Raw genomic sequence first — 21,856 nt, 5'->3', positions numbered from 1 at the left:
ACGACATCCGAGGAGGGTGCCATGCGCACCAATGGCCTGCTTGCCCATCGCCGTCAATCCGGCATGGTGTTGGTGGTCGCGATCGTCCTGCTGCTCCTCGCGGGCATCCTCACGGTGTTCGCGTTGAAGGTCGGGCTGTTCGAACAGCGCAGTACCGGCAACGACATGCGCAGCAAGGAAGTCGCGGACGTGGCCGAGGCGGGGCTGGCGCAGGGGTTCGAGTACCTGATCCGGCAGCATCGCGACATGCTCATCACGCCGTCGCTGTGGGAGAAGTGCGCGGACAACGACACGACCTTCCCTTGCGGTGCGATCAGCAACGCCACCTTCGACAACGACGGCGACCCGACCACGGCGCCCGTGGTGCGGCGCGGCACGATGTACCGCCTGAAGGCGGACAACACCAACACGATCGCGGGGCTCGACTCCGCGCTGACGCAGTACATGCTCCCGTTGGCCGCGGGATCGAAGATCGGCACGATGCCGAACGGCGAAACGGTCGCCTACGGCGTCGCGCCCGTCGTGTGCTTCGCCACCGCGCCGCCGAACGGCCTCAACACGGGCATTCCGTGCGGCAATGGCGTGGGCGCCACGCTCACCAGCACGAGCATCGTCACGTTCGTCAGCGTCGCGCGCATCCCGGGCGAGAACGCGGGCAGCACGCTCGTGCAGACCATCGGCCAGTACCCGAAGGTGCCGGACAGCCTGGTCAACAAGCCGCCGATCACCACGTCGGGCACGGCGGACGTGACGGGCAACCTGCAGATCGTCACCAATCCGAATGCGGGAGGGACGGGCGTGCCGGTGTCGGTGTGGACGCGACACGACGTCGACAAGCACGGCACGCCCAACACCTGCTACGCGGACGAATTCTTCCGCTACACGCAAGGCAGCCACACGCCGAGCATCTACCAGAACACGATCCGCTGCGACGATTGCAAGTGCGACGCGAACGGGTCGCCGCAGACGCTCAGTTTCGATGCGAGCGGCTACAACCGTTGCGCAAGCAGCACGGCCGACTGCGAGGGCATCGACGTCCTCGATGTCGACGCGGGGACCAACTCCACGACGGGCTACAACACCGGCGGCCAGGTGGGTGCGAATTACAACGTGCGCTCGGACTCCCTGTCGTGGCCGAACTGCGAATTCCCGCCCGATCTGTTCCGTTTCGTGTTCGGCGTCTCCGCGTGGCAGGACAACGACCACGACTGCTTCGCCGAAACGAAGATGGCCAACGTGATCTACCAGAATCCCGACAACACTGCGGCCGTCGCGTCGGTCGGTCCGGACGAGGCCTACCTGTACAAGATCGCGGACAGGATCATCCCGACCACCGCCAATCGTCCGCTGGTGAAAGTCAGCCAGCTCGGCACGTCGGCGTTGCTGGGCTCTTCCGCCAGCCACGGCATCATCTGGTGCCAGACCGATTGCGACATCGGCAACGCACAAGTGGGCACGCCGAGTGCACCGGTGCTGTTGATCCTCGACGGCCCCGTGCAGATCCACGGCGTGGTCTTCGGTTTCGTCTTCATCCGCGATACCGGCTCGCCGTTGGATCCGGATACCGGCACCAGCACGGGCGGCGAAATGCTGCGCATGAACGCGGGCTCGGCGATTTATGGCGGCCTCGTGATCCAGGGCCAGATCAAGGTCAACGGCACGTCGGCGGTCATCTACGACGGCAACGTGATGCAGGGCGTCGTGGAAGACGCGGGCATGGTCTTCTCGACCCTGCCGGGCGCGTGGACCGACGCACGGTCGTACTGAGGCAGGAGGACGCCATGAATCGCTTCTTCGTCATGCATCGCCGGGCGCCTGGCTTCAGCCTCCTGGAAGTGTTGATCGCCGTCGTCGTGCTGTCGGTCGGCTTGCTCGCGCTCGCTGCCCTGCAGGGCAACATGACGCGGTCCTCCGCGGACGCGAAGGTGCGTGGGCGCGTGGCTGCGATGCTGAGCGCGCGCATGGATGGATTGCGCAACAGCGGTTACGGCAATCTCACGCCATTGACGCCGACGACTTTCACGTCCACCGAAGGCGCTCCCAACAATGGTTGCGACGGCGTCGGGAACGACTGGCTCGATTGCCCGCGCGTGCAGGCAGGCCTCGGCCTGCTCACCGTGGTCCAGAACATCACCGTCTGGTCCGGCAGCGGTGGCTTTGCTTCCGGCACGGTGGAAGCCGATCCGTCCCTCCCGCAGTTCAAGCGCGTCACGCTCACCTCGACGTGGACCGACGCCGCGGGCATCCCGCACAACCAGTCTTTGTCCTCCGACGTCAGCTCGATGATGCTGACGAACAACATCCTGGTGCCGCCCGATCCCGTCGCCGCAACGAGCGGCGGACCGATCGTGCGCACCACGAGCCCGGCCACCACTGCGGGTGTCCTTCCCATCGCGCTGGGCACCACGAATTCCGATTCGGCAACGACCAACCCCATTCCGGAACTCATCGGCCAGTCGAACAACCAGACGATCGTGGGCACGCGTTTCAGCGTGCTCAACTACCAGTCGGCGGGCAGCGGCTCGGTGATCATCCAGAAGCGCTTCGACAACGAAGTGGTGAAGTGCAAGTGCAAGTACGGCGCGGGCGGCAGCAACCTGCCCGAGATCTATCGCACGGCGATGTGGCCTGCGGTGTGGACGGGCGATGCGTACGAGGTGACCACGCCAAACGGCAATCCGGCGGCGCCCGGCCAGTCCCTCAGCTCCGGTCCGAAGAACGGCGTCGACCAGAGTGCGCTGTGCCAGGAATGCTGCCGGGACCACCACGACACCGGCGCCACGGGCGCGGTGCGCTTCGATCCGGAGCGCTCGGGCACGGCCAAGTACGACGTGAACAACTCGGGCGTGCTGGTGGCTGCTCCCAACACGAACAACTCGGACTACGTGGACAGCTGCCGCATGATCCGCATCGACGGCTTCTGGCGCACCGCGTCGGACCTGTACGAACGCCAATACGGCCTGCTGGAAACGCAGGCGGTGAGCAACGTCGCGGCGAAGAGCGGCCTGCCCACGCCCACGGCGGTGACCAACTACACGAACTTCGTGAAGGCGTTCCTCCGCCAGTACAACGGACAAAGCCCGACGCCGACCACGAACGGCCAGGCGACCTTCCTCGCGAACACGCCCACGTTCGACGTGCCGGCGATCGTCATTCCCACCGCGAACAACACCGACTATCGCTACCTGCACGGTCGCGGCCTGTACGTGGATTACCTGGAACAGAAGGCGCGCCAGAAACTGATCGACGTGCTCGCCGACAACGGGCCGCAAGGCCGATGCCCGACTGGCACGAGCGCCGAAGACTGCGTGATGCCCTACCTGCCGTTCACCACCGCGAACCTCACCGAGATCGCGGAATGGCGTGCGACCAATCCGGCGGTCATCACGGTCAACAGTGGCAACCTGTTGTCCACCAACGCGCAGCAGCCCTCGGGTGGTCGCACGATCGGCAAGGCCAACGGCGCGACGACCAACGCGACGCAGATGCGCCGCTCCAACTCGGGCGTGGCGGTGAACTCCACGCTGACCAACATCAAGGGCGTGGATCCCGCGGACAACGGCGACCCCATCGTCGGCGATCCGGACGCGGTCCTGCTCACCGATTTGCAGGACTTCCAGGTGGGCGGCGGCAACGGGCCGTCGTTCGACGTGCGCGTCAGCGGTGGCGGCTCCAACCCGTTCGTGTTCTTCACGCTCGGCGTCGACAACAACGTGGAGTGCGTGAAGCCAGCGGGGTCCGACAACCACTGCGTGGCCACCACCGGGACGGTGCTGCCGCAACCGGGGACGGTGACGGTGTCGAACTACTGGATCGAAACGACGACCAGCCAAACCATGACGGCCACGTGCGGCGGCAGGACCGCGACCGACACGGTGGCGCGTCCGACCTTCCGCGACTTCACCGTCACTGCGGCGGCCGCCAACGGCGTCAACGGCACCATCAATGCCGCGGTGAACGACCACAAGAACACCGAATCGACCACGATCAACTTCGCCAGCATCGCGCAGGGCGCGCTGGTGACCGTCACGTTGGCCGAACAGGTCGGCAGTCCAATCTACGCCACGATCACCAGCTGCTCGACCAACGGTGGCGGCAACAAGATCAACAACATCGTCTGGAGCAAGCCCTGGACCCTGCCGTAAGGACGCGAACGAAGATGAAGCGCATCGCCCTGGCCCTGCTGTTGTCCGCCTGCATCGCGGGCAACGCGTTCGCCGGCTCCAACAAATGGCGCCTGCAGGTCAGCGGCGGTGCGGAGAGCGACGGCACCGTTGCGTTCACGCTCGCGCTGGACGATGGCCAACGCATCCCGGTCAGTGTCGACATCAAGAAGGGCACTGGCGAGAACAAAGTCGCCAGGCACATCAGCGATGCAGTCCGCGCGCAAGCGAAGGCCTGCTGCACCTCCGAGGTCGATGACGGCGAAGACGTGCTGGTGAAGAAGAAGCGCGGGCAACCGGACCTGGACGTGGTCGACATCCAGGTTTCGGTGAAAGGCGTGCGCATCACCAAGGATCGAGAATGACCAACCATGTGTACAAGACCATCGAGCTGACGGGCTCCTCCACCCGCAGCTCCGACGATGCGATCCGCACCGCGATCGAGCGTGCGTCGAAGACGATGCGCGACCTGAAGTGGTTCCAGGTCGTCGAAACGCGCGGCTACATCGAAGGCGGCGAAGTCGCCCACTGGCAGGTGACGCTGAAGGTCGGCTTCACGCTGGGCGACGCCTAGTAGATCGGCGTCACCTTCATCTGCGGCGCGGGGCGCGGTGCGCCCTGCACGAGGTCGGGGTGCATGTCGTTCCAGATCTCCCCCTGCGCGACGAGCGAGGCCAGCAGGCGCGCGGACTCCACGCGCTGGAAGTACGAGGAGAACGCGTAGGACGGCGGCTCGGTTTCCGCCGATTCCGGCAGGGCGTACACCAGTGCGTAGTCGGTCACGCGCAGGCGTGCATCGTTGGTGCGTGCGACCTGTTGGGTGTACTGCTGCAGCGCGGCCGCCAGGCAACGCCAGCGGATCCAGTAGTGGTTGTCGAAGTCGAACGCGGAGAGGCGTTCGCCTGCGAGCGTGCCTTTCGCGGCGATGCCCGCCAGCACCGTGCCCGGCATGTCCAGGTTCATGCCGCCTTCGGCGGGCGAGAGAGCGACATGCACGATGCGATCGCGTTGCCCCGGTGCGCGCGCGAGCAGCAAGTCGCGCCAGTTCTGCATGGTGGCGACGATGGCGAAGAGGAAGCCCAGCAACTCCGACGCCGCCATGCGCCCGCCAATGGGTTGGTAAGTGCGCTGCCAGCCCTGCGCGTTGTGCTCGGGCATCGAGACCGCTTCGCGATCGGCGGGGGCGCGGTCGTCGCTGCCGGGGTACACCAGGTCGATCGCGAAGGTCGGCCACAGGGGTAGGGCGGCGTCGAACAGGTGGATCGGGAAGTTGCTGGAGATGCCGCCGTCGCTGAACCAGCATTTGCGGAACTCGGCGATGCGGGCAGGCGCGGCCGCGGAGCGCGTGCCGCCCGTGGCCAGGTGGTCCGCGGTTTCGGCGATGCTCTTCTCCGCAGCGGGTGCGGCATGCTCCACCGTGGTTTCGCTCGCGTGCACGCGGCGCGCCGGTTCGTGCAAAGGCACCGCGCTGACCAGGAACGGAAAGCTCAGGCTCATGCGCGTGGCGACGAGGACCGGAAGGGCGTCATCGGCAGGGAGCGCGTAATACGTTTTCCCTTCGATAACCTCCGGCGGCGTGCCGCCGTGCGCGACCATCCAGTCCACCACGCCCTTCGGAAACAGGCGATCGAACTCGTCGCGCAGGAACCAGAACTGCACATCGCGGAAGGGCAGCGTGCGCGGTTCGCGATGCGACACGCCGGTGGTGATCATGCGCAGGGCGATCGCGCCGGGGGTCGCCGGTTCGTCCGGATAGCGCGGCGCATCGTGCAGGTCGCTGAAGGTCAACGGTGCATCGAGCGGTTTGCCTGCAAGGCGTTGCAGCGTGTCGTGCAACCATTCGGTGAGCGCGGGGGGTGCGCCGTCGTGGTGGCGCATACCGGAGCAAAGGCCCAACAGGTTCGCGCGGGCCACGCGGGCCACGCGCATCGCTGCGCATAGCGCGCCTGCACCGTAGGCGCACGCGAGCGAGGGCAACAGCGTCGCGGCCACACCCGCACCGGCGCCGAACCAGAAGCCGATGGCCAGCAACATCCCCAGCACGAGCAGGATTTCCAGCGGCGCGATCGCCAGCACGGCGAGCAGCAGGGTGGCGAACTTGCGCCACACCGATGCCTTTCCCGTCATGACGACGAGCGCGCGATACGCATTGCGCGCGCCGCGCGCCGGCTGGAACAGGCCGAAGATGAAGCCTTCCGTGGCCAGTTGCGCAGACACCTGCGCGAGGCCTTCGAAGCCCACCTGCGCATCGGGATGCACGGACGCGGCCCCGGATTGCTTGGTCCGGTCGCCCAAGGCCGCCGCGGCCGTCACTGCCGCCGCGATCGCGCCGGCGGACGTGCCGCCCACCGATTTGAAGCGGAAGGATTTCGCAAGCGCGAGCACCGCGTTGGGATACACGATGCCGCTGGTGATGCCGCCCTTCATGACCAGGTCGCAGTACTTCATCGGGGGAGGTCCTTGTCCAATGACACCCCGAGGATACGGGCGTCGTCAGGTGTCGGGTGTGGCCTGCAGCACGACGCGCGTGGCGAACGCCGCGCCGATGACGGGGCGCAACTGCAGTGCGATGCGGTGGTGGCTGCGATCGTCGATCCAGGCGCTGTCGAGGCCGTCGCCGCTTTCGTAAGCGAGGCGATAGCCGCGGGCCTGCATCGCCTCGCGATAGTGGCGGGCCACCGTGCTCGGCGTGTCGTCCACCCACAGGCTGTCGACCGCGCGGATGCGCGTCAGGCGCCGTGCGCCCGCGGGCATGGGCATCGCGTCGAGGAGGGGTGTGGCATCGGTGGCCGCCACCTGGCGGACGACGCGGACGCTGACGTTGAACGTCCCCATGGTCGACTGCGCAGAGGCGGTCGCGGCGCACGCCATCCCAGCCAAACCCATGGCGATCGACATCGCCACCGTCGTCCCTGGGATCCGCACGTCCATGGGCGCGATTGCACCGGAATTCGCGTGAAAGGAAAGCCAAGTGTCGCGCGTGCTTTCCAAGCTCATGCATACGGGATTTCCGCGTGCGAAGGCATCAGGGCCGGCAAGGGATCCAGGGGCCCGTTCGACAGACCCGCAAGCACCACGGCATCCTATGCCGATGCATATCCTCGTCTGCGGCGGTGCGGGTTACATCGGAAGCCACATGGCGCGCTGGCTCGCGCTGCGCGACATCCGCGTCACCGTGCTCGACGATCTCTCCACCGGGCATCGCAGCTTCGTGCAGTGGGGCGACCTGATCGAAGCGGACATCCGCGACCCCGTCGCGCTCGATCGCGTGTTCGCCGCGCAGCGCTTCGATGCGGTGATGCACTTCTGCGCGCGCTCGTTGGTCGGCGAGTCGGTCGCCGACCCGTACAGCTACTACGCCAGCAACGTAGGCGGCACGCTCAACCTGTTGCAGGCCATGCGCACGCACGACGTCGCGCGCCTCGTGTTCTCGTCGACGGCGGCCGTGTTCGGCCATCCGCAGGCCGATCGCATCGACGAGGACCATCCGCAGAAGCCGATCAATCCCTACGGCGCAAGCAAGCTGATGGTCGAACGCATCCTCGCCGATGCGGCCTCCGCCTACGGCCTGCGTTCGGTGGCGCTGCGTTACTTCAACGCGGCCGGTGCCGCACCGGACGGCACGATCGGCGAAGCGCACGATCCGGAAACGCACCTGGTCCCCAACGCCATCAAGGCGGCGCTCGGCACCGGGCCCGCGCTCACGCTGTTCGGCGACGACTATCCGACGCCAGACGGCACCTGCATCCGCGACTACGTGCACGTCGACGATCTCGCGCAGGCGCACCTGCTCGCGCTGGATTACCTCGACGCGAATCCGGGGGCGCATGCGTTCAACCTCGGCAACGGGCAGGGCTTCTCCGTGCGCGAAGTGATCGCAGCCGTGGCGCAGGTCGCCGGGCGCGCCGTCCCGCATTCGGTCGCGCCGCGACGTCCGGGCGATCCGGCGGTGCTCGTCGCCTCGAGCGATCGCGCACGCGCGCGCCTGGGATGGCGCCCCGAATACACCAAGCTGGCGCCGATCCTGGAAACGGCATTGCGCTGGCACTTCTCGCAGGACGACAAACAATGAAACTGCATCGCTCCCTTCTCGCGGTCGCGCTCGCACTGGCCTCCTTCGCCGCCACCGCGGCGGCCGCATTGCCTTCCATGGTCGTCTACAAGGACGCCTACTGCGGATGCTGCAAGGCGTGGATCGACTACATGCGCAAGGCGGGCTTCCAGGTCGACGTGCGCGAGACCGACGGGCTCGACGCAGTGAAGAAGCAGGCCGGCGTGCCCGACGATCAACGCTCGTGCCACACCGCGCAGATCGGCGGGTATTTCATCGAAGGCCACGTGCCCGCGGACGACGTGCGTCGCCTGCTCAAGGAAAAGCCGAAGGCACGCGGCATCGCCGTGGCCGGCATGCCGATGGGTTCGCCGGGGATGGAAGTGCCCGGCGGACGCACGATGCCTTACGACGTCGTGCTGGTGATGGCGGACGGGACCACGCAGGTCTTCGCCCGCCACTGAGCGCTCAGTCGGTGCGGTAGACGCGCGCGCCCGGTGTGTCGTCGTCGATGCGGAAGAACCAGCGGCCCGCCGCGCCGGGGACGACCTTCACCTGCGGGTTGTCCAGCGGCTTGTTCAACTTGTAATGGCCCTTGAGCACTTTCCAGTGCTGGCCGTTGGCGAGCACGAATTCGGTGCCGGGCTCCCAGCCCGTGAGCGTCCCGACCAGCTGGCTCACGATCGGTTCGTCGTTGAAGCCGACCCAGTTGGAATGGCCTTCCTTTTCCGGCGCCGCGGCCGCCGGCGCCGCCGCGACGGGCTGCGCACGTGCCGTGGCTTCCGCGTCATCGCGCAACAAGCGATTGAGCGTCGCGAGCTGTTCGGCCGTCAGCGTATCCAACCCCGTTGCATGCATCTGCTCGCGGGTTAAGCGCTGTTCCAGGTCGATCCATTGCGACGCAGCGAACGCGGCCACGCAGGCGCTCGCGAGGACGATGCACAACGCAAGACGTTTCATGCCTGCTCCTGCACGGGAAGGGCGGTCGACGGGGCGGTCGGGCGCGCGCCAGCGTACACCTCCAGCACGCGCTGCATCAGGCGTGCATGGCTCCAGGCTTGCGCATCCTGCGGGCCGGCGGCCGCGAGCGTTGCGCGCAGTGCGTGATCGCGCAACACGCGCGCGACGTGCCCGGCGAACACCTCGGGGTCTTCCGCGCTGGTGACTGCACTGCGCGCATCGCGCAACACGGTCGCCGTGCCCATCACCGCCGTCGAAACGATCGGCACGCCGAGGGCCATCGCTTCGATCAGCACCAGCCCCTGCGTTTCGGTGGGCGAGGCGAAGAGGAAGACATCCGCGGCGCGATAGCAGTCGAGCAACGTGCTGCGCCGATCGAGGTTGCCGACGAACAGGACATGCTGCGACAGCCCCGACGATGTGGCGAGCGCGCGCAAGCGTTTCGCATCGGGACCTTCGCCTGCGATGACGAAGAACAGGTTCGGGAACTCGGGCAGCAGGCGTCGCACGGCATCGAGCAGGAACGGGATGTTCTTCTCGACCGCCAGCCGGCTCACCGTCGCGACCACCGGCTGGTCGTCGCGCAGACCCAGCGCGGCGCGGAAGGACGCGCCGTGGCCGCCGGTGAATTCGTCCAGGTCGATGCCCGTCGGCAACACCGTCGCGGGCGTGCGGATGCCGTATCGGCGCAGCACCGCCGTCATTTCTTCGGTCGGCACGATCAGATGGTCGACTTCGTGACACAGCTTGCGCGACAAGCGGCGCGCCAGCATCCGCAGGATGGGCGCAGGCAACCACGGCAGGTAATGCGCCGCGTATTCCTCGAAGTAGGTGTGGTAGGTCTCCACCACCGGCACGCCGCAGGCGCGCGCGATGCGAACGCCCAGCGCGTGGCCGCGAAAGGGGGTGTGCACGTGCACGACATCCCAGCGTCGCGTGGTCAGTGTCGCGAAGGCCGCTTGCATCGCGCGCCGCGTGAAGAGCCGGTCTTCCGGGTCGAAGAACAACACGCGCGCCGGCAGGCGCAGCACCTCGAAGGCGTCGCCGAATTCCGCGTCGCGTGCGTGTTGTTCCTCGCCCGCCCCGTAATCCGGCGCCACCAGCGTGACGCGATGGCCCATGCGCACGAGGGCGCGGACGAAGGTGCGGATCGACGTGGACACCCCGTTCACGCGAGGGAAATACACGTCGGAAACCATCAGGATGTCCATGCGCGGCCACGCTATGGCACGCATGTGACAGTCCTGCGTCAGGCCGCGGCGCGCTCCCAGGCACGCGGCGGGAGCACCGGGCGCGGCGCGATGCGCGCGAGGGTGGTGTGGTGGTGCGAGAGCAGGCGCAGCGTGCCGTCCTGGTCTTCGACCAGCGCGGTCAGCGACTCGACCCAGTCACCATCGTTCGCATAGACCAGCCCCCTGCGGACCTCCAGCGCAGCGCGATGGATGTGGCCGCAGACGATGCCGTCGAGCCCGCGGCGCCGTGCTTCGTCGAGGCCGGCCTGTCGATAGCGCTCGATGTAGCGCTCCGCGGCGCCGCTGCGTTGCTTGAGGAATTCGGCGAGCGACCAGTAGCGCAGTCCGAAGTGCCGGCGTGCGCGGTTCACCAGCGCGTTGCCCGTGAGGATCTTGTAGTACAGCCAATCGCCGACGCGCTCCTGCAGGCCGCCGAACTGGGTCTGCGCATCGAACTCGTCGCCATGCACGACCAGCAGGCGACGTCCGTCAGCGGTGACGTGGATCGCGCGGCGGCGCACGCGCATCGCAGGCAGCGCCAGGCCGCACAGCCTGCGCACCGGACGGTCGTGGTTGCCGGGGATGTAGATAATCTCGGTGCCCGCGCGGCGCAGCGCATGCAGGCGTTCGACGACACGCAGGTGCGCGGCGTCCCAGTGCGCGCGCCGGCACGTCATCCACCACAGGTCGACGATGTCGCCGACGAGGTAGAGGCGGTCGCACTGGAGTTGTTCGAGGAAGCGGGCCAGCTCGGCGGCGTGGCAATGTTTCGCCCCGAGGTGGCAGTCGGAGAGGAAGGCAGCGCGGTGGCGCATGCGACATCCGGCAGCGGCGTTCCATGAAGGCTCCGCTGTTTCGGCGACAGGCGCGTGACCGTCGCACGACGCGTGGATGACGATGCATTGTCATCGAACGCTCACAAAGCGCCCCTAGCCTTGCGCCTCCAAGGGGGAATGCCGGTATGCGATTGGCCAAGACGGGGAAGGCGCGCGACGCGTTGGCGGCGGGCAAGGCAGGGGCATTGGATCTGCGCGATCGGCGCATCCTGATCCTCGCCGACGGGCAGCGCACGCGCAACGACGTGATGGCGATGCTCGGCGCGGACAGCGGGCAAGCGATCGATCGATTGCGGCTCGAGGGATATCTCGATGTGCCGGAAGCAGCGCCCGCGTATGCGCCGGTGCCCGCGCCGGCCGTGGTGCCCGCGGAAGCGCGCATCGTCGCGCCTGCGCCGGCGCAGGTCGATGCAACGCCCGCACGTTCGCGCCGCTCCCTCGCCGCGACCAAGATGTACATGCTCGACATGCTGCAGCTGCAGCGCACCGGCGAAGCCGCGGACCTGCGCCTGGCGATCCAGACCACGAGCGACCAGGACCTGCTGATCGAACGCCTGCTCGAAGGCATGCGCCATCTGCTGGCGACCACCACGGCAAGCTACGGTGAACGCGTGCTGCAACGCTTCGCCGAAGTCCTGCCGGAAGCCAGCCTGCCGCGCCTGTCCTCTCTCAAGGATCCGAGCCTGGCGGCGTAGGCTCAGTGCGTGCCGCGCGTCTCGCGTGCGTCGATCGCCTGCAACATCGCGCGCGCCGCGGGCGTCCACACCGTCCACGTGTGCCCGCCCTGGCGCACGAACACATGCTCGGGATGCAATGCGGGCACGAACAAGGGCATCGCCTTGCGCAGTCGATCCTGGTCGCCATAGGCGAGCCAGATGCGTTCGCTGCGCGCCGGATCCTTCGACAAGCCCTGGATGTAGCGCCACAGGTCGCGCTGCCAGCTCTCCCGCGTGAAGCCCTGCGACGGACCGCCGTTCCAGTGCGCGATGCCGCCGGCGTGGTCGATTTCCGCGAGCAGGTCGAATTCGCCGAGGTAGGGCGCGAGCAACACCATGCCGTCGAGTTGGCCGGGATACTGCGCGTCGTAGAGCAAGGTCCCCATGCCGCCCATCGAAGCGCCCGCGAGCCAGATCTCCCGGTAGCCGCGTGCACGCGCGGGTTCGATCACTTCATCGTGCAGGCGTTGCGATGCATCGCCTTGCTGGTAGTAGTCGACCGTCACTTCGGCGAGCACGACGTCGGCGTCGGGCCACACCGATTGGATCGCATCGGCGATGCCGCTGCTGCGCAAGGCGGCGAGGTCGTCGGCGCGGCCAGGCAGCACGACCACCAGCCGCGTCGCGGTGTGCTTCGCCGGCACGGTGGCCACGGGAATGGGTTGCGAAGGATCGCCGCGCGCCACGCAGGCGGCGACCAAAGCGATCACGCTGACGGCGAGGAGCGCGCGGACGATCCAGCGCATGCGAGCGGGCCCGGGGGAAGGCGGAGCCGCGACGCTCGCATGCGCCGCCCCATCAAGGCGTGAACGCCGCGTGCATCACTCCGCGCGCTGCAATTGGGGCGCCTTCCAGTCGCCCTTCACCACCGACGCGTCCGGCCAGTAGTTGCGCAGCACGGCGAAGAACCGGCCCTGCGGCGCGGGCAGCCAGTTCGCTTCCTTGTCCTTGTCCGGCGATGCGTTCTGCAGGTACAGCGTGATGCCGCCATCGGGGTCGCGCTTGAGCGTGTCGAGCATGGTCGAGTTGATCAGGTAACGATCGATCGGGTTGTCGACGAGCAGCTGGTCGGGCAGGCCGTACATCGTGAGCGACCAGAAGCCCTTCGCCGGCGGCAGCCCGCCCTTCGGGAAGCGCAGGACATAGCGATGCGCGCCATCGAGCGCCTGGCCATCGGCGTCCTTCTCGTACGTCGAGTACATCGCCTCCTCGGGGGAGTTCGCGTAGATGCCCACCTGCGCGCCGAGCGCGCGCGCGACCGGGTCGTAATGCATGTCCTCGCGCGTGCCGAACAGGCCCATCGACGAGACGCGCTTCTTGCGCTCCGCGTCGATGGTGGCCTGGCCTTCCTGCATGCCGGCGAGCATCGCCTCGCGCACGGTGGGATCGGCTTTGTCGAAATCGAAGTGGCGGCCAGGCACGAAGCCTACTTCGGCGAGCCGTTCGCGGAAGCGCTTCGCGGCCGGGTGCGTCGGGATGAACTGGATCGCGAAGGCGAGTTCGTTGAAGAACTCCAGCGACGTACGTTGCTCCTCCGCCGACACGGGCTTCATCCAATCGACAGCCGGCGCCGCGGGCGGTGTGGGCTTGCCGAGGAACGCCGACAAGGGCTGCACTTTGTAACCGACCTGGATGCGCTTGATGTTGTCCATGTCCTTCGCGCCGAACAATTGCGTGCGATAGACGGCGAAGACGAACTGCGTCTCCATCGGAAAGACTTGCTTGATGCCTGGTGGCTTGTCGCCCGTCCAACCGGGTCCCGCGATCAGGTAGTGGCCCGCATCGTTGCCCGTGGTGCGGCTGCCGATGTAGCCCGTGTTGTGCGTGTAGGCATCGATCAGCTGGATGGAGTAGTAACGCGGCTTCCCGATCTTCGGCACCGTCAGCACGACGGGCTCGGCGCGCAGGTCCATCCACACCATCGAATAAGGGGTGTCGGAGTTGGGTGTCTGGATCGCCTTGTCCTGCGGCGTGTACAGGCGCGCGTTGTTGGCGATGGTGTTGAACGGGCCCTTGTACTCAGCGTTCTTCGGGTCGAGGACGTATGCATCCATGACGCGGTAGTTGTCGACGATCGGGAAGCCCCAGATGTAGGCATCGCGCGCCAGTTCGCGGATCTCGTCGGTGCGCGTGGCCTCGGCGGCCGACGGCGCGGGCGTGCCGGCTTCCGGCGCCGCATTGCGATTGCAGCCGGCGATTGCGACCAGCAGCGCGGTGGCAAGCACGGTCGCGCACAGCCGGCGCGTCGAAGAAGCGATCGTTGGCATGCGAAGTCTCTCGTTGGGATGGAAGCAGGACGAGGCTAGCAACCACCAGGACGACGACTATTGTCCAAAGGGGCAATCCGGGTGCCCCTTGGTGCAGCGGCTGTACAAAGTTCCCGCAACTTCGCATTCGACTTTGTCGAAACGTCCTTGCGTTCATGAAGCAGTTCATGCGTTACGTGCGCTTGAGCGCTGAATGCGCGGATGTATCACGCGTTTCTTATGCGCGCGCTTGCAGACTGTGTTTGCCGACGATCAGTCGGACATTGGTCAACAACGGAGTCGAACACACGATGCCGAACAATCCGAGCAATCCGAACCGTGATTCCAAGATGGGCAGCCCGAACCCGAATGCGCCGCGCCAGGAAGGCCAAGGCAAGCAGCAGGGCAGCCAGCAGGTGCAGGGCCAGGGCAAGCAGCAGGACAAGAGCAATCTGGGTAGCCAGCAGCCGACGAAGGATCGCGGCATGAGCGGTTCCGGACGCGACGACAGCGGCCACTGACGCCGCAGCAACGCAATAATCCCTTGATCAGGGCGACGCCGGGAAAGCACACGCTTTCCCGGCGTTGTTGCGCTCAGGCGGTAGCGAGCGCGTCGAGCACGTCGCGGCCGTAACGTTCGAGCTTCGTTGCGCCGACGCCCTGGATGTGCGCGAGTGCATCGAGGTCGGACGGCTCGGCGAGCGCGATCTGGCGCAAGGTGGCGTCGTGGAAGATCACGTAGGCGGGGACGTTCTGCTCGCGCGCCACGCTGGCGCGCCAGAGCCGGAGCGATTCGAAGCGGGCTTGTGCGTCGGAAGGAAGATCGGTCGCGGGCTCGCCCGTCGTCGGCGTGCGACCGCGACGCGTGCGCGGTGCGCGTTCCGCTTCCGCGCGCAGCGTCAGCGTTGCGTTGCCCTTCAGCACATCGGCGCTCGTCGAGGTGAGCCGCAAGGCGCCGTGCCCTTCCACATCCACCTGCAACCAACCTCCGGCCACGAGCTGGCGCATCACACTGCGCCATTGCTTCGCATCGAGGTCTTCGCCCACGCCGTACACGCTCAGGCGATCGTGGTCGAACTGCCGCACCTTCTGCGTGTCCGCGCCGCGCAAGACGTCGATGACATGCGCGGCACCGAAGCGCTGCCCCGTGCGATAGACGCAGGACAGCGCCTTCTGCGCCGCCACCGTCCCGTCCCAACTGCGCGGCGGCTCGATGCAATTGTCGCAACGCCCGCATGCGCCGGGATGCGCTTCGCCGAAGTACGCGAGCAGCGACTGCCGCCGGCACCCGGTGGACTCGCAATACCCGATGAGTGCATCGAGCTTGCGCCGCTCCAGGCGCTTGCGTTCCTCGCCGGACTCCGACTCCTCGATCATCTTCTGCAGCAGCACTGCATCGCCGAGGCCGTAGGCCATCCACGCATCGGCCGGATCGCCGTCGCGGCCCGCGCGCCCGGTTTCCTGGTAATAGCCTTCCAGCGATTTCGGAAGGTCCAGGTGCGCAACGAAGCGCACGTCCGGCTTGTCGATGCCCATGCCGAAGGCGATGGTCGCGACCATCACGATCCCGTCCTCGCGCAGGAAGCGGCGCTGGTGCTCCGCGCGCACCGCGGCGTCCAGACCCGCGTGATAGGGCAGGGCGACCACGCCCTTCGCCGCGAGATCCCCGGCGATCTGTTCCACCTTGCGGCGCGAGAGGCAGTACACGATGCCCGACTGCCCGCGCTTCTCCGCGAGGAAGTCGAGCAACTGGCGCTTGCTGTCTGCCTTCGCGACGACGGTGTAAGTGATGTTGGGCCGGTCGAAGGAACTGACGAACTGGCGCGCGTCCTCGAGTGCGAGGCGTTCGACGATCTCCCGCCGCGTCGGCGCATCGGCCGTGGCCGTGAGCGCGATACGCGGCACCTCGGGCCAGCGCTCGTGCAGCAGCGTGAGCTGCCGGTATTCCGGCCGGAAGTCGTGGCCCCATTGCGACACGCAATGCGCTTCGTCGATCGCGAACAGCGCGATGCGCGCCTCGTCCAGCAGCGACAGGAAGCGCGGCGTGAGCAGCCGTTCGGGCGCGACATACAGCAGATCGAGCGCCCCGCTTGCGAAATCGCGCTCCACCGCCTGCGCGGTGCCTGCATCGAGCGAGGAATTCAGGAACGCTGCGCGCACGCCGAGCTGCCGCAGCGCTTCCACCTGGTCCTGCATGAGGGCGATCAGGGGTGAGACGACGATGGCGGTGCCTTGGCGCAGCAGGGCCGGCAACTGGTAGCAGAGGGATTTGCCGCCGCCGGTGGGCATGAGCACCAGTGCGTCGCCGCCGCCGGCCACGTGGTGGACGATGTCGCCTTGCTCTCCGCGAAATGCGTCGTATCCGAAGACGTGCCGAAGGGTGTCGAGTGCGGCTTGCATGATGCGCACAGGATATTCGACGGGGGGTTCTTCGTGCGGAACTTGGCCGGCAAACTCCACAAGTGGGGCGTTCCGCCGCGAGCCGTCGTGTGCTCCTCGCCGCTCGCATACGGCAAGCTCCCGTCGAGGAGCACACGACGTCTCACGTCGGACCGCTCGCGACTTGATGGCCTCGCGGAGCGTCTGGTGTGGAGGTCCGCCCTAATTCGAATGCCTCGCGCCTACACCCGGCTCCGGAAGGACGGCACATCGCCCCCTCGCTCGCTGCATCGGCATGTGCGTCCCGCTTCGAAGGGCGACGTGCCTCACCTCGTTTGTCAGATCCGCGCCTTCGGCAAAAGCGAAGCACTCCTCCATCCGAAGGTGCGCCCCCCACTTACATCGCTAGGCACCTTGCCCTCCGAAGCGGGACGCACATGCCGATGCAGCGAGCGAGGGGGCAAAGTGCCGACCCACCGGAGCCGGAAGTTGGCGCAGGCGTTCGCATCGCGGTGGCACTCACCCTCCAGACGCTCCGCGAGGGCATCAAGTCGTGAGCGGAGCGGCGTGAGGTGTCGTGTGTGTCTTGGCCGCGACTTGTCGTATGGAGTGGACAAGACACACACGACACCTCACGGCGATCCGCCCGTCTCGTGGCGACGCTCTACTGCAACAAAGACCGCAACATCCAAGCGTTCTTCTCATGCACCTTCAACCGCTGCGTGAGCATGTCGACGCTGGGATCGTCCCCCGCCTTGTCCGCGATCTCCAACGCCTTGCGCGCCGTCCGGCTGACCGCCTCGTTGCCGACCGTCAACTGCCGCACCATCTCGCGCCAATCATCCTGGACCACCTCGACCCCCGGCTCGATCGACGTGAGCTTCTGGTAGGCCGAATACGACGCCGGCGCCGCCGCCCCCAACGCACGGATGCGCTCGGCGATCTCGTCCAGCGCCAGCCACTGCTCGTTGTACTGGGCCTCGAACATCAAGTGCAGGCTGTTGAACATCTGCCCCGTGACGTTCCAATGGAAATTGTGCGTCTTCAGATACAGCGTGAACGCGTCCGCAAGCACCTTCGACAGCGACTCGCTGATCTTCTGGCGATCGCCCTTGTCGATGCCGATATCGATCGGCGGCGCACCGGCGAGGTCGCCCGGCGGGTTGGTGGCGGTCGCGGATTTCTTGGCCTTGGCCATGCTTTCGCTCCTTGTGGGGGGATGTTGCGATCACAATAGAGGGGGGTCGCCCGCGGCGGAAATCGATTGTCGCTGGCGTCTCGATAGATCGAAGCTATGGCATGGAGTGTATGGAAGGGAACGACAAGGCCGCGTCATCGCGGGGGCGGCAGGCCATCGACGGCGCGTTGTCGCGCGACCGCGGGCGCCTGCTCGGCCTGTGGTCGCGGTGGAACGCCAAGCCCGGCGACGAGGCGCTGCGCGACGCGTTCGCGCAGGCGCTGCAGCGCTCGGTCACCGCGCGCGAGGTGCGTGCGGCTTCGTTGCCGCAGGCCAGCGTCGATGCGGACCTGCCCATCGCCACCGCCGCCGAGGAGATCGTCGAACTCATCCGCCGCCATCCGGTGGTGGTGATCGCGGGCGAAACCGGGTCCGGCAAGACCACGCAGTTGCCGAAGTTGTGCCTGACCGCCGGCCGCGGCGCCGCGGGCATGATCGGCTGCACGCAGCCGCGCCGCATCGCCGCACGCGCGGTGGCGCGTCGCGTCGCCGAAGAGCTCAAGGTGCCCGTGGGCGGCGCGGTCGGTTACCAGGTGCGCTTCACGGAAAACGTGGGCGAGCAGACGGCGGTGAAGTTCATGACCGACGGCATCCTGCTCGCGGAGATCCAGTCCGATCGCTGGTTGTCGCAGTACGACACGCTGATCATCGACGAGGCGCACGAGCGCAGCCTCAACATCGATTTCCTGCTCGGTTACCTGAAGCAACTGCTGGAGCGCCGCAAGGATCTCAAGGTCATCGTCACCTCCGCGACGATCGACACCGAGCGTTTCGCAGCGCACTTCGGCAATGCACCGGTGGTGAGCGTGGAAGGGCGCGGATATCCGGTGGAAGTGCGCTGGCGCCCCCTGGAAGGCGAGGGCGAGGATGACGGCGACCGCACGGTGCTCGATGGCATCGTGTCCGCCTGCGACGAAATCGCGCGCCATCACCCGATGGGCGACACGCTGATCTTCCTCCCCGGCGAGCGCGAGATCCGCGATGCGCACCTCGCGCTCGAGCGTCGCAAGTACCGCCACACCGAAATCCTGCCGCTGTACGCGCGCCTCTCCGCGCGCGACCAGGACCGCGTCTTCAACCCCGGTCCGCAGCGCCGCATCGTGCTGGCGACCAACGTGGCCGAAACCTCGCTGACGGTGCCGCGCATCCATGCGGTCGTCGATCCGGGCTACGCGCGCGTCAAGCGTTACAGCCCGCGACAGAAGCTCGATCGCCTGCACGTGGAGCCGATCAGCCAGGCGAGCGCGGACCAGCGCAAGGGGCGTTGCGGCCGAATCGCACCGGGCACGTGTTATCGCCTGTATTCGGAAGCGGAGTTCGAGGGGCGCGCGGAATACACCGATCCCGAGATCCGCCGCGCCGCGCTTGCGGGCGTGATCCTGCGCATGCTGTCGCTGGGCCTGGGGCGCATCGAGGATTTCCCCTTCCTCGAACCGCCCGACCCGCGCGCGATCGCCGATGGCTGGCAGCAGTTGTTCGAGCTCGGCGCGGTGGAGGAGGGCGACAAGGGCCTGCGCAAGCTCACGTCCATCGGCCGAACAATGGCGCGCCTGCCGGTCGACGTGAAGCTCGCGCGCATGCTCGTCGCGGCGCACGAGCGCGGCTGCCTGCGCGAGATGCTCGCCATCGCGTCCTTCCTCGGTATCCAGAATCCGCGCGAACGCCCCGCCGACCAGCGCGGCGCCGCAGACACCGCGCATGCGCAGTTCGCCGACCAGAAATCCGAGTTCGTCGGGATCCTCAAGTTGTGGGATGCCTACCGCACCGCGCACGAAGACCTCACGCAATCGAAGCTGCGCCAATGGGCGGAGAAACACTTCCTCGGCTTCCTGCGCCTGCGCGAATGGCGCGAGCTGCATCGGCAGCTGAAGTTGTTGTGCGATGAACTCGGGTGGAAGCAGAACGACGCCGATGCGCAATACGCGGAACTGCACCGCGCGCTGATGACGGGCCTGCCCACGCAGCTCGGCAATCGCGCGGATCGCGGACTCTACGACGGCCCGCGCGGGCGCAAATTCCAGCTGTTCCCCGGCTCGCCGCTCGCGAAGAAGCCGCCCCCGTGGATCCTGTCCGCGACCCTGCTCGACACCGAGCGTGTGTGGTCGCTGACCAATGCGAGCATCGAACCCGAGTGGGCGATCGAGGCGTTGCCGCACCTGCTCGCGCGCCGGCAGCACGATCCGCGCTGGGCACGCTCGCAGGGGCGCGTGGTGGGCAGCGAACAGATTTCCCTGTTCGGCCTCGTGCTCGCACCGAAGCGCCCGATCCATTACGGCGCGCTGTTCCCCGAGGAAGCGCGGCAGATCTTCGTGCGCGACGCGCTGCTGACCGGCGAGATCAACACGCGCAGCGCCTTCCTCGCGCGCAACCTCGCCACGCTCGCGAAGGCGAAGGAAGAGGAAGCCAAGCAGCGCCGCACCGGCCTGGTCGTCGACGAGGAATGGCAGGCGCAGTGGTACCTCGACCGCCTGCCGCCGCACGTGCACAACGCGCAGGCGCTCGATGCGTGGTACGGCCGGCTCGCAAAGGACGCGAAGGACGCGGTCGAATGGTCGCGCGCGGACCTGATGGTCGGCGACGAAAGCGACGCCACGCGCTTCCCGCCCTTCGTGTCGATCGGCGATGCGAAGCTCGCCGTGCGCTATCGCTTCGAACCCGGTTCTCCCGACGACGGCATGACGATCGCCGTGCCGCTGCATCTGCTCAACGCGCTCGACCCTGCGCGGCTGTCGTGGCTCGCGCCAGGCTTCATCGCGGACAAGGCGAGCGCGCTGATCAAGTCGCTGCCCAAGGCCTTGCGCCGCAATTTCGTGCCCGCGCCGGATTTCGCGCGCGCCTTCGCCGAAGCCTTCCCGCAGCCCACCGCCGACAGCATCGAAGGCGAACTCGCGCGCTACCTGCACAAGCTCACGGGCGTGGCGATCGCGGCCACCGAGTTCGATCCGGCGTCGATCGAACCGCACCTGCACGCGAACCTCCGTCTGCTCGATGCTTCGACGAAGGGCGAACGCCATGTGCTCGCCGAATCGCGCGATCTCACGGACCTGCGCACGCGCTTCGGCGCGCGCGCGGAAGCCGCCTTCGCGGCGCGTGCGGCGGAAGGCCTCGCGCAACAGGGTCTGTCGCATTTCCCCGAACGCGCGATCCCGGTGTCCGTGCCAGGCGCGGGCGGCGTGCCCGCGTATCCCGCCCTGGAGGATCGCGGCGAGGACGTCGCGCTTACCGTGCATGCGAGCCGCGACGAAGCGCTGCGCCGCCACCCGCAAGGCGTGCGCCGCCTGTTGCGCATGGCGCTCGCGGACAAGCTGAAGCAGGCGCGCAAGCAGTTGCCGGTCCAGCCGAAGACCGCGCTTCTGTATGCCGCCATCGAATCGGCCGCACCCCGCAATCTCCCCGGCAACGACAGCGACCGCCTGCGTGCCGACCTGATCGAAGGCGCGTTCGCCGCCCTCGCTGCCGACGGGTTGGAATCCATCCGCGACCATGACGCCTTCGAACACCGCCGCGAGGCGATCGCCAAGGGCCTGTTCCCAGAAGCGATGGCCCGCCTGCAGCAAGCCCAGGCGATCCTTGGCCTGGTCGCCGACGTGCGCGCGGGCCTGGATTCGAAGTTGATGGGCTGGGCCAGCGGCAACCTCGACGACATGCGGACGCAACTGTCGGCACTGGTGCCCCCGGGCTTCCTGCGCGACGTGCCGGCGCCCGCGCTCGCGGACTATCCGCGCTACCTGCGGGCCCTGGTCCTGCGCAGCGAACGTGCCTTGCGCGACCCGGGCAAGGACCAGGCGCGCATGCTCGAACTGAAGCCCTTCGCCGACGCCCTGGCGGGTGCGGCCGCCAACGACCGCCTCGCCGATCCGGAATGGCAGGCCCTGCGCTGGGACCTGGAGGAACTGCGCGTGTCCCTGTTCGCGCAGGAGCTGGGCGCGAAATCGGGCGTGTCGCCGAAGCGGCTGGCGCAGCGCCTGGCGCGATTGCAAGGGGGCTGAGCACCCCCGGACGCCCTGCGTTTACGCGGATCACGCTACCTTTGGCG

Annotated in this window: 18 protein-coding genes; 9 read left to right on the top strand and 9 right to left on the bottom strand. The window is 67.4% G+C overall.

Annotated elements, in window-relative coordinates:
• The first annotated feature begins 21 nt into the window (after positions 1-21).
• From LVB87_RS01325 to LVB87_RS01310, 4 genes are read left to right on the top strand one after another with little or no spacing between them, the layout of a single operon-like run.
• Complete coding sequence (locus LVB87_RS01325) at positions 22-1,767, top strand: hypothetical protein (RefSeq protein ID WP_232899128.1); 1,746 nt, start codon at positions 22-24, stop codon at positions 1,765-1,767.
• Between the two features lie 14 nt (positions 1,768-1,781).
• A complete protein-coding gene (locus LVB87_RS01320; RefSeq protein ID WP_232899127.1) occupies positions 1,782-4,145 on the top strand; it encodes a prepilin-type N-terminal cleavage/methylation domain-containing protein in 2,364 nt (787 codons plus the stop codon).
• 14 nt (positions 4,146-4,159) lie between these two features.
• Positions 4,160-4,528 carry a hypothetical protein gene (locus tag LVB87_RS01315; protein ID WP_232899126.1) on the top strand — a complete coding sequence of 123 codons (369 nt, stop codon included), beginning with the start codon at positions 4,160-4,162 and terminating at the stop codon, positions 4,526-4,528.
• Positions 4,525-4,737, top strand: coding sequence for a dodecin (locus LVB87_RS01310; RefSeq protein ID WP_232899125.1), 213 nt, complete (start codon positions 4,525-4,527; stop codon positions 4,735-4,737). The genes LVB87_RS01315 and LVB87_RS01310 overlap by 4 nt, the downstream gene beginning before the upstream one ends.
• Here the strand turns inward: LVB87_RS01310 and LVB87_RS01305 are convergent.
• Together LVB87_RS01305 and LVB87_RS01300 are read right to left on the bottom strand one after the other, a co-directional pair.
• Positions 4,734-6,611: a patatin-like phospholipase family protein gene (locus tag LVB87_RS01305; RefSeq protein ID WP_232899124.1), complete on the bottom strand. Its 1,878-nt coding sequence runs from the start codon at positions 6,609-6,611 to the stop codon at positions 4,734-4,736. The two genes, LVB87_RS01310 and LVB87_RS01305, sit on opposite strands and share 4 nt — an antisense overlap.
• Before the next feature lie 45 nt (positions 6,612-6,656).
• Positions 6,657-7,094 carry a hypothetical protein gene (locus LVB87_RS01300; RefSeq protein ID WP_232899123.1) on the bottom strand — a complete coding sequence of 146 codons (438 nt, stop codon included), beginning with the start codon at positions 7,092-7,094 and terminating at the stop codon, positions 6,657-6,659.
• Between the two features lie 160 nt (positions 7,095-7,254).
• Here LVB87_RS01300 and galE point away from each other — a divergent pair, with 160 nt between their 5' ends.
• Positions 7,255-8,235: a UDP-glucose 4-epimerase GalE gene (gene galE / locus LVB87_RS01295; RefSeq protein ID WP_232899122.1), complete on the top strand. Its 981-nt coding sequence runs from the start codon at positions 7,255-7,257 to the stop codon at positions 8,233-8,235.
• Positions 8,232-8,678, top strand: a complete 447-nt coding sequence (locus LVB87_RS01290; protein ID WP_343223404.1) for a DUF411 domain-containing protein — start codon at positions 8,232-8,234, stop codon at positions 8,676-8,678. Before galE ends, LVB87_RS01290 begins: the two co-directional genes overlap by 4 nt.
• 4 nt (positions 8,679-8,682) lie before the next feature.
• Here the strand turns inward: LVB87_RS01290 and LVB87_RS01285 are convergent, their stop codons facing one another.
• Genes LVB87_RS01285 through LVB87_RS01275 form a run of 3 tightly spaced genes read right to left on the bottom strand, consistent with a single transcriptional unit; the run spans position 8,683 to position 11,221 of the window.
• A complete protein-coding gene (locus LVB87_RS01285; RefSeq protein WP_232899121.1) occupies positions 8,683-9,174 on the bottom strand; it encodes a hypothetical protein in 492 nt (163 codons plus the stop codon).
• Positions 9,171-10,385, bottom strand: a complete 1,215-nt coding sequence (locus LVB87_RS01280; RefSeq protein ID WP_232899120.1) for a glycosyltransferase — start codon at positions 10,383-10,385, stop codon at positions 9,171-9,173. Before LVB87_RS01280 ends, LVB87_RS01285 begins: the two co-directional genes overlap by 4 nt.
• 38 nt (positions 10,386-10,423) lie before the next feature.
• Positions 10,424-11,221 (bottom strand): UDP-2,3-diacylglucosamine diphosphatase, encoded by a 798-nt coding sequence (locus LVB87_RS01275; protein WP_232899119.1) that lies wholly within the window; start codon positions 11,219-11,221, stop codon positions 10,424-10,426.
• Between the two features lie 146 nt (positions 11,222-11,367).
• Between LVB87_RS01275 and LVB87_RS01270 the strand changes: the two genes are divergently transcribed.
• Positions 11,368-11,937, top strand: coding sequence for a hypothetical protein (locus tag LVB87_RS01270; protein ID WP_232899118.1), 570 nt, complete (start codon positions 11,368-11,370; stop codon positions 11,935-11,937).
• 2 nt (positions 11,938-11,939) lie between these two features.
• On the opposite strand, the gene LVB87_RS01265 is transcribed toward LVB87_RS01270, so the two are convergent.
• On the bottom strand, positions 11,940-12,704 hold the full coding sequence (locus LVB87_RS01265) for an alpha/beta hydrolase-fold protein (protein WP_232899117.1): 765 nt from the start codon (positions 12,702-12,704) through the stop codon (positions 11,940-11,942).
• A gap of 75 nt (positions 12,705-12,779) precedes the next feature.
• Positions 12,780-14,225, bottom strand: coding sequence for a DUF1254 domain-containing protein (locus tag LVB87_RS01260; protein ID WP_232899116.1), 1,446 nt, complete (start codon positions 14,223-14,225; stop codon positions 12,780-12,782).
• A 155-nt stretch (positions 14,226-14,380) separates the two neighbouring features.
• Here LVB87_RS01260 and LVB87_RS01255 point away from each other — a divergent pair, with 155 nt between their 5' ends.
• Complete coding sequence (locus LVB87_RS01255) at positions 14,381-14,725, top strand: hypothetical protein (RefSeq protein WP_232899115.1); 345 nt, start codon at positions 14,381-14,383, stop codon at positions 14,723-14,725.
• A 73-nt stretch (positions 14,726-14,798) separates the two neighbouring features.
• Here LVB87_RS01255 and recQ read toward each other — a convergent pair whose 3' ends face one another.
• On the bottom strand, positions 14,799-16,604 hold the full coding sequence (gene recQ, locus LVB87_RS01250) for a DNA helicase RecQ (protein WP_232899114.1): 1,806 nt from the start codon (positions 16,602-16,604) through the stop codon (positions 14,799-14,801).
• Between the two features lie 643 nt (positions 16,605-17,247).
• The gene (locus LVB87_RS01245) at positions 17,248-17,781 is read right to left on the bottom strand and encodes a Dps family protein (protein ID WP_232899113.1); all 534 of its coding nucleotides are present in this window, start codon (positions 17,779-17,781) and stop codon (positions 17,248-17,250) included.
• A 110-nt stretch (positions 17,782-17,891) separates the two neighbouring features.
• On the opposite strand from LVB87_RS01245, the gene hrpA reads away from it, so the two are divergent.
• Positions 17,892-21,809: an ATP-dependent RNA helicase HrpA gene (hrpA, locus tag LVB87_RS01240; protein WP_232899112.1), complete on the top strand. Its 3,918-nt coding sequence runs from the start codon at positions 17,892-17,894 to the stop codon at positions 21,807-21,809.
• Positions 21,810-21,856 lie beyond the last annotated feature (47 nt).

This window comes from Lysobacter sp. KIS68-7, from assembly GCF_021284745.1.
Lineage (GTDB): Bacteria > Pseudomonadota > Gammaproteobacteria > Xanthomonadales > Xanthomonadaceae > Noviluteimonas.
Note: the sequence above shows the minus strand (reverse complement) of the source record. Positions and strands in the feature narration are given on the sequence as shown.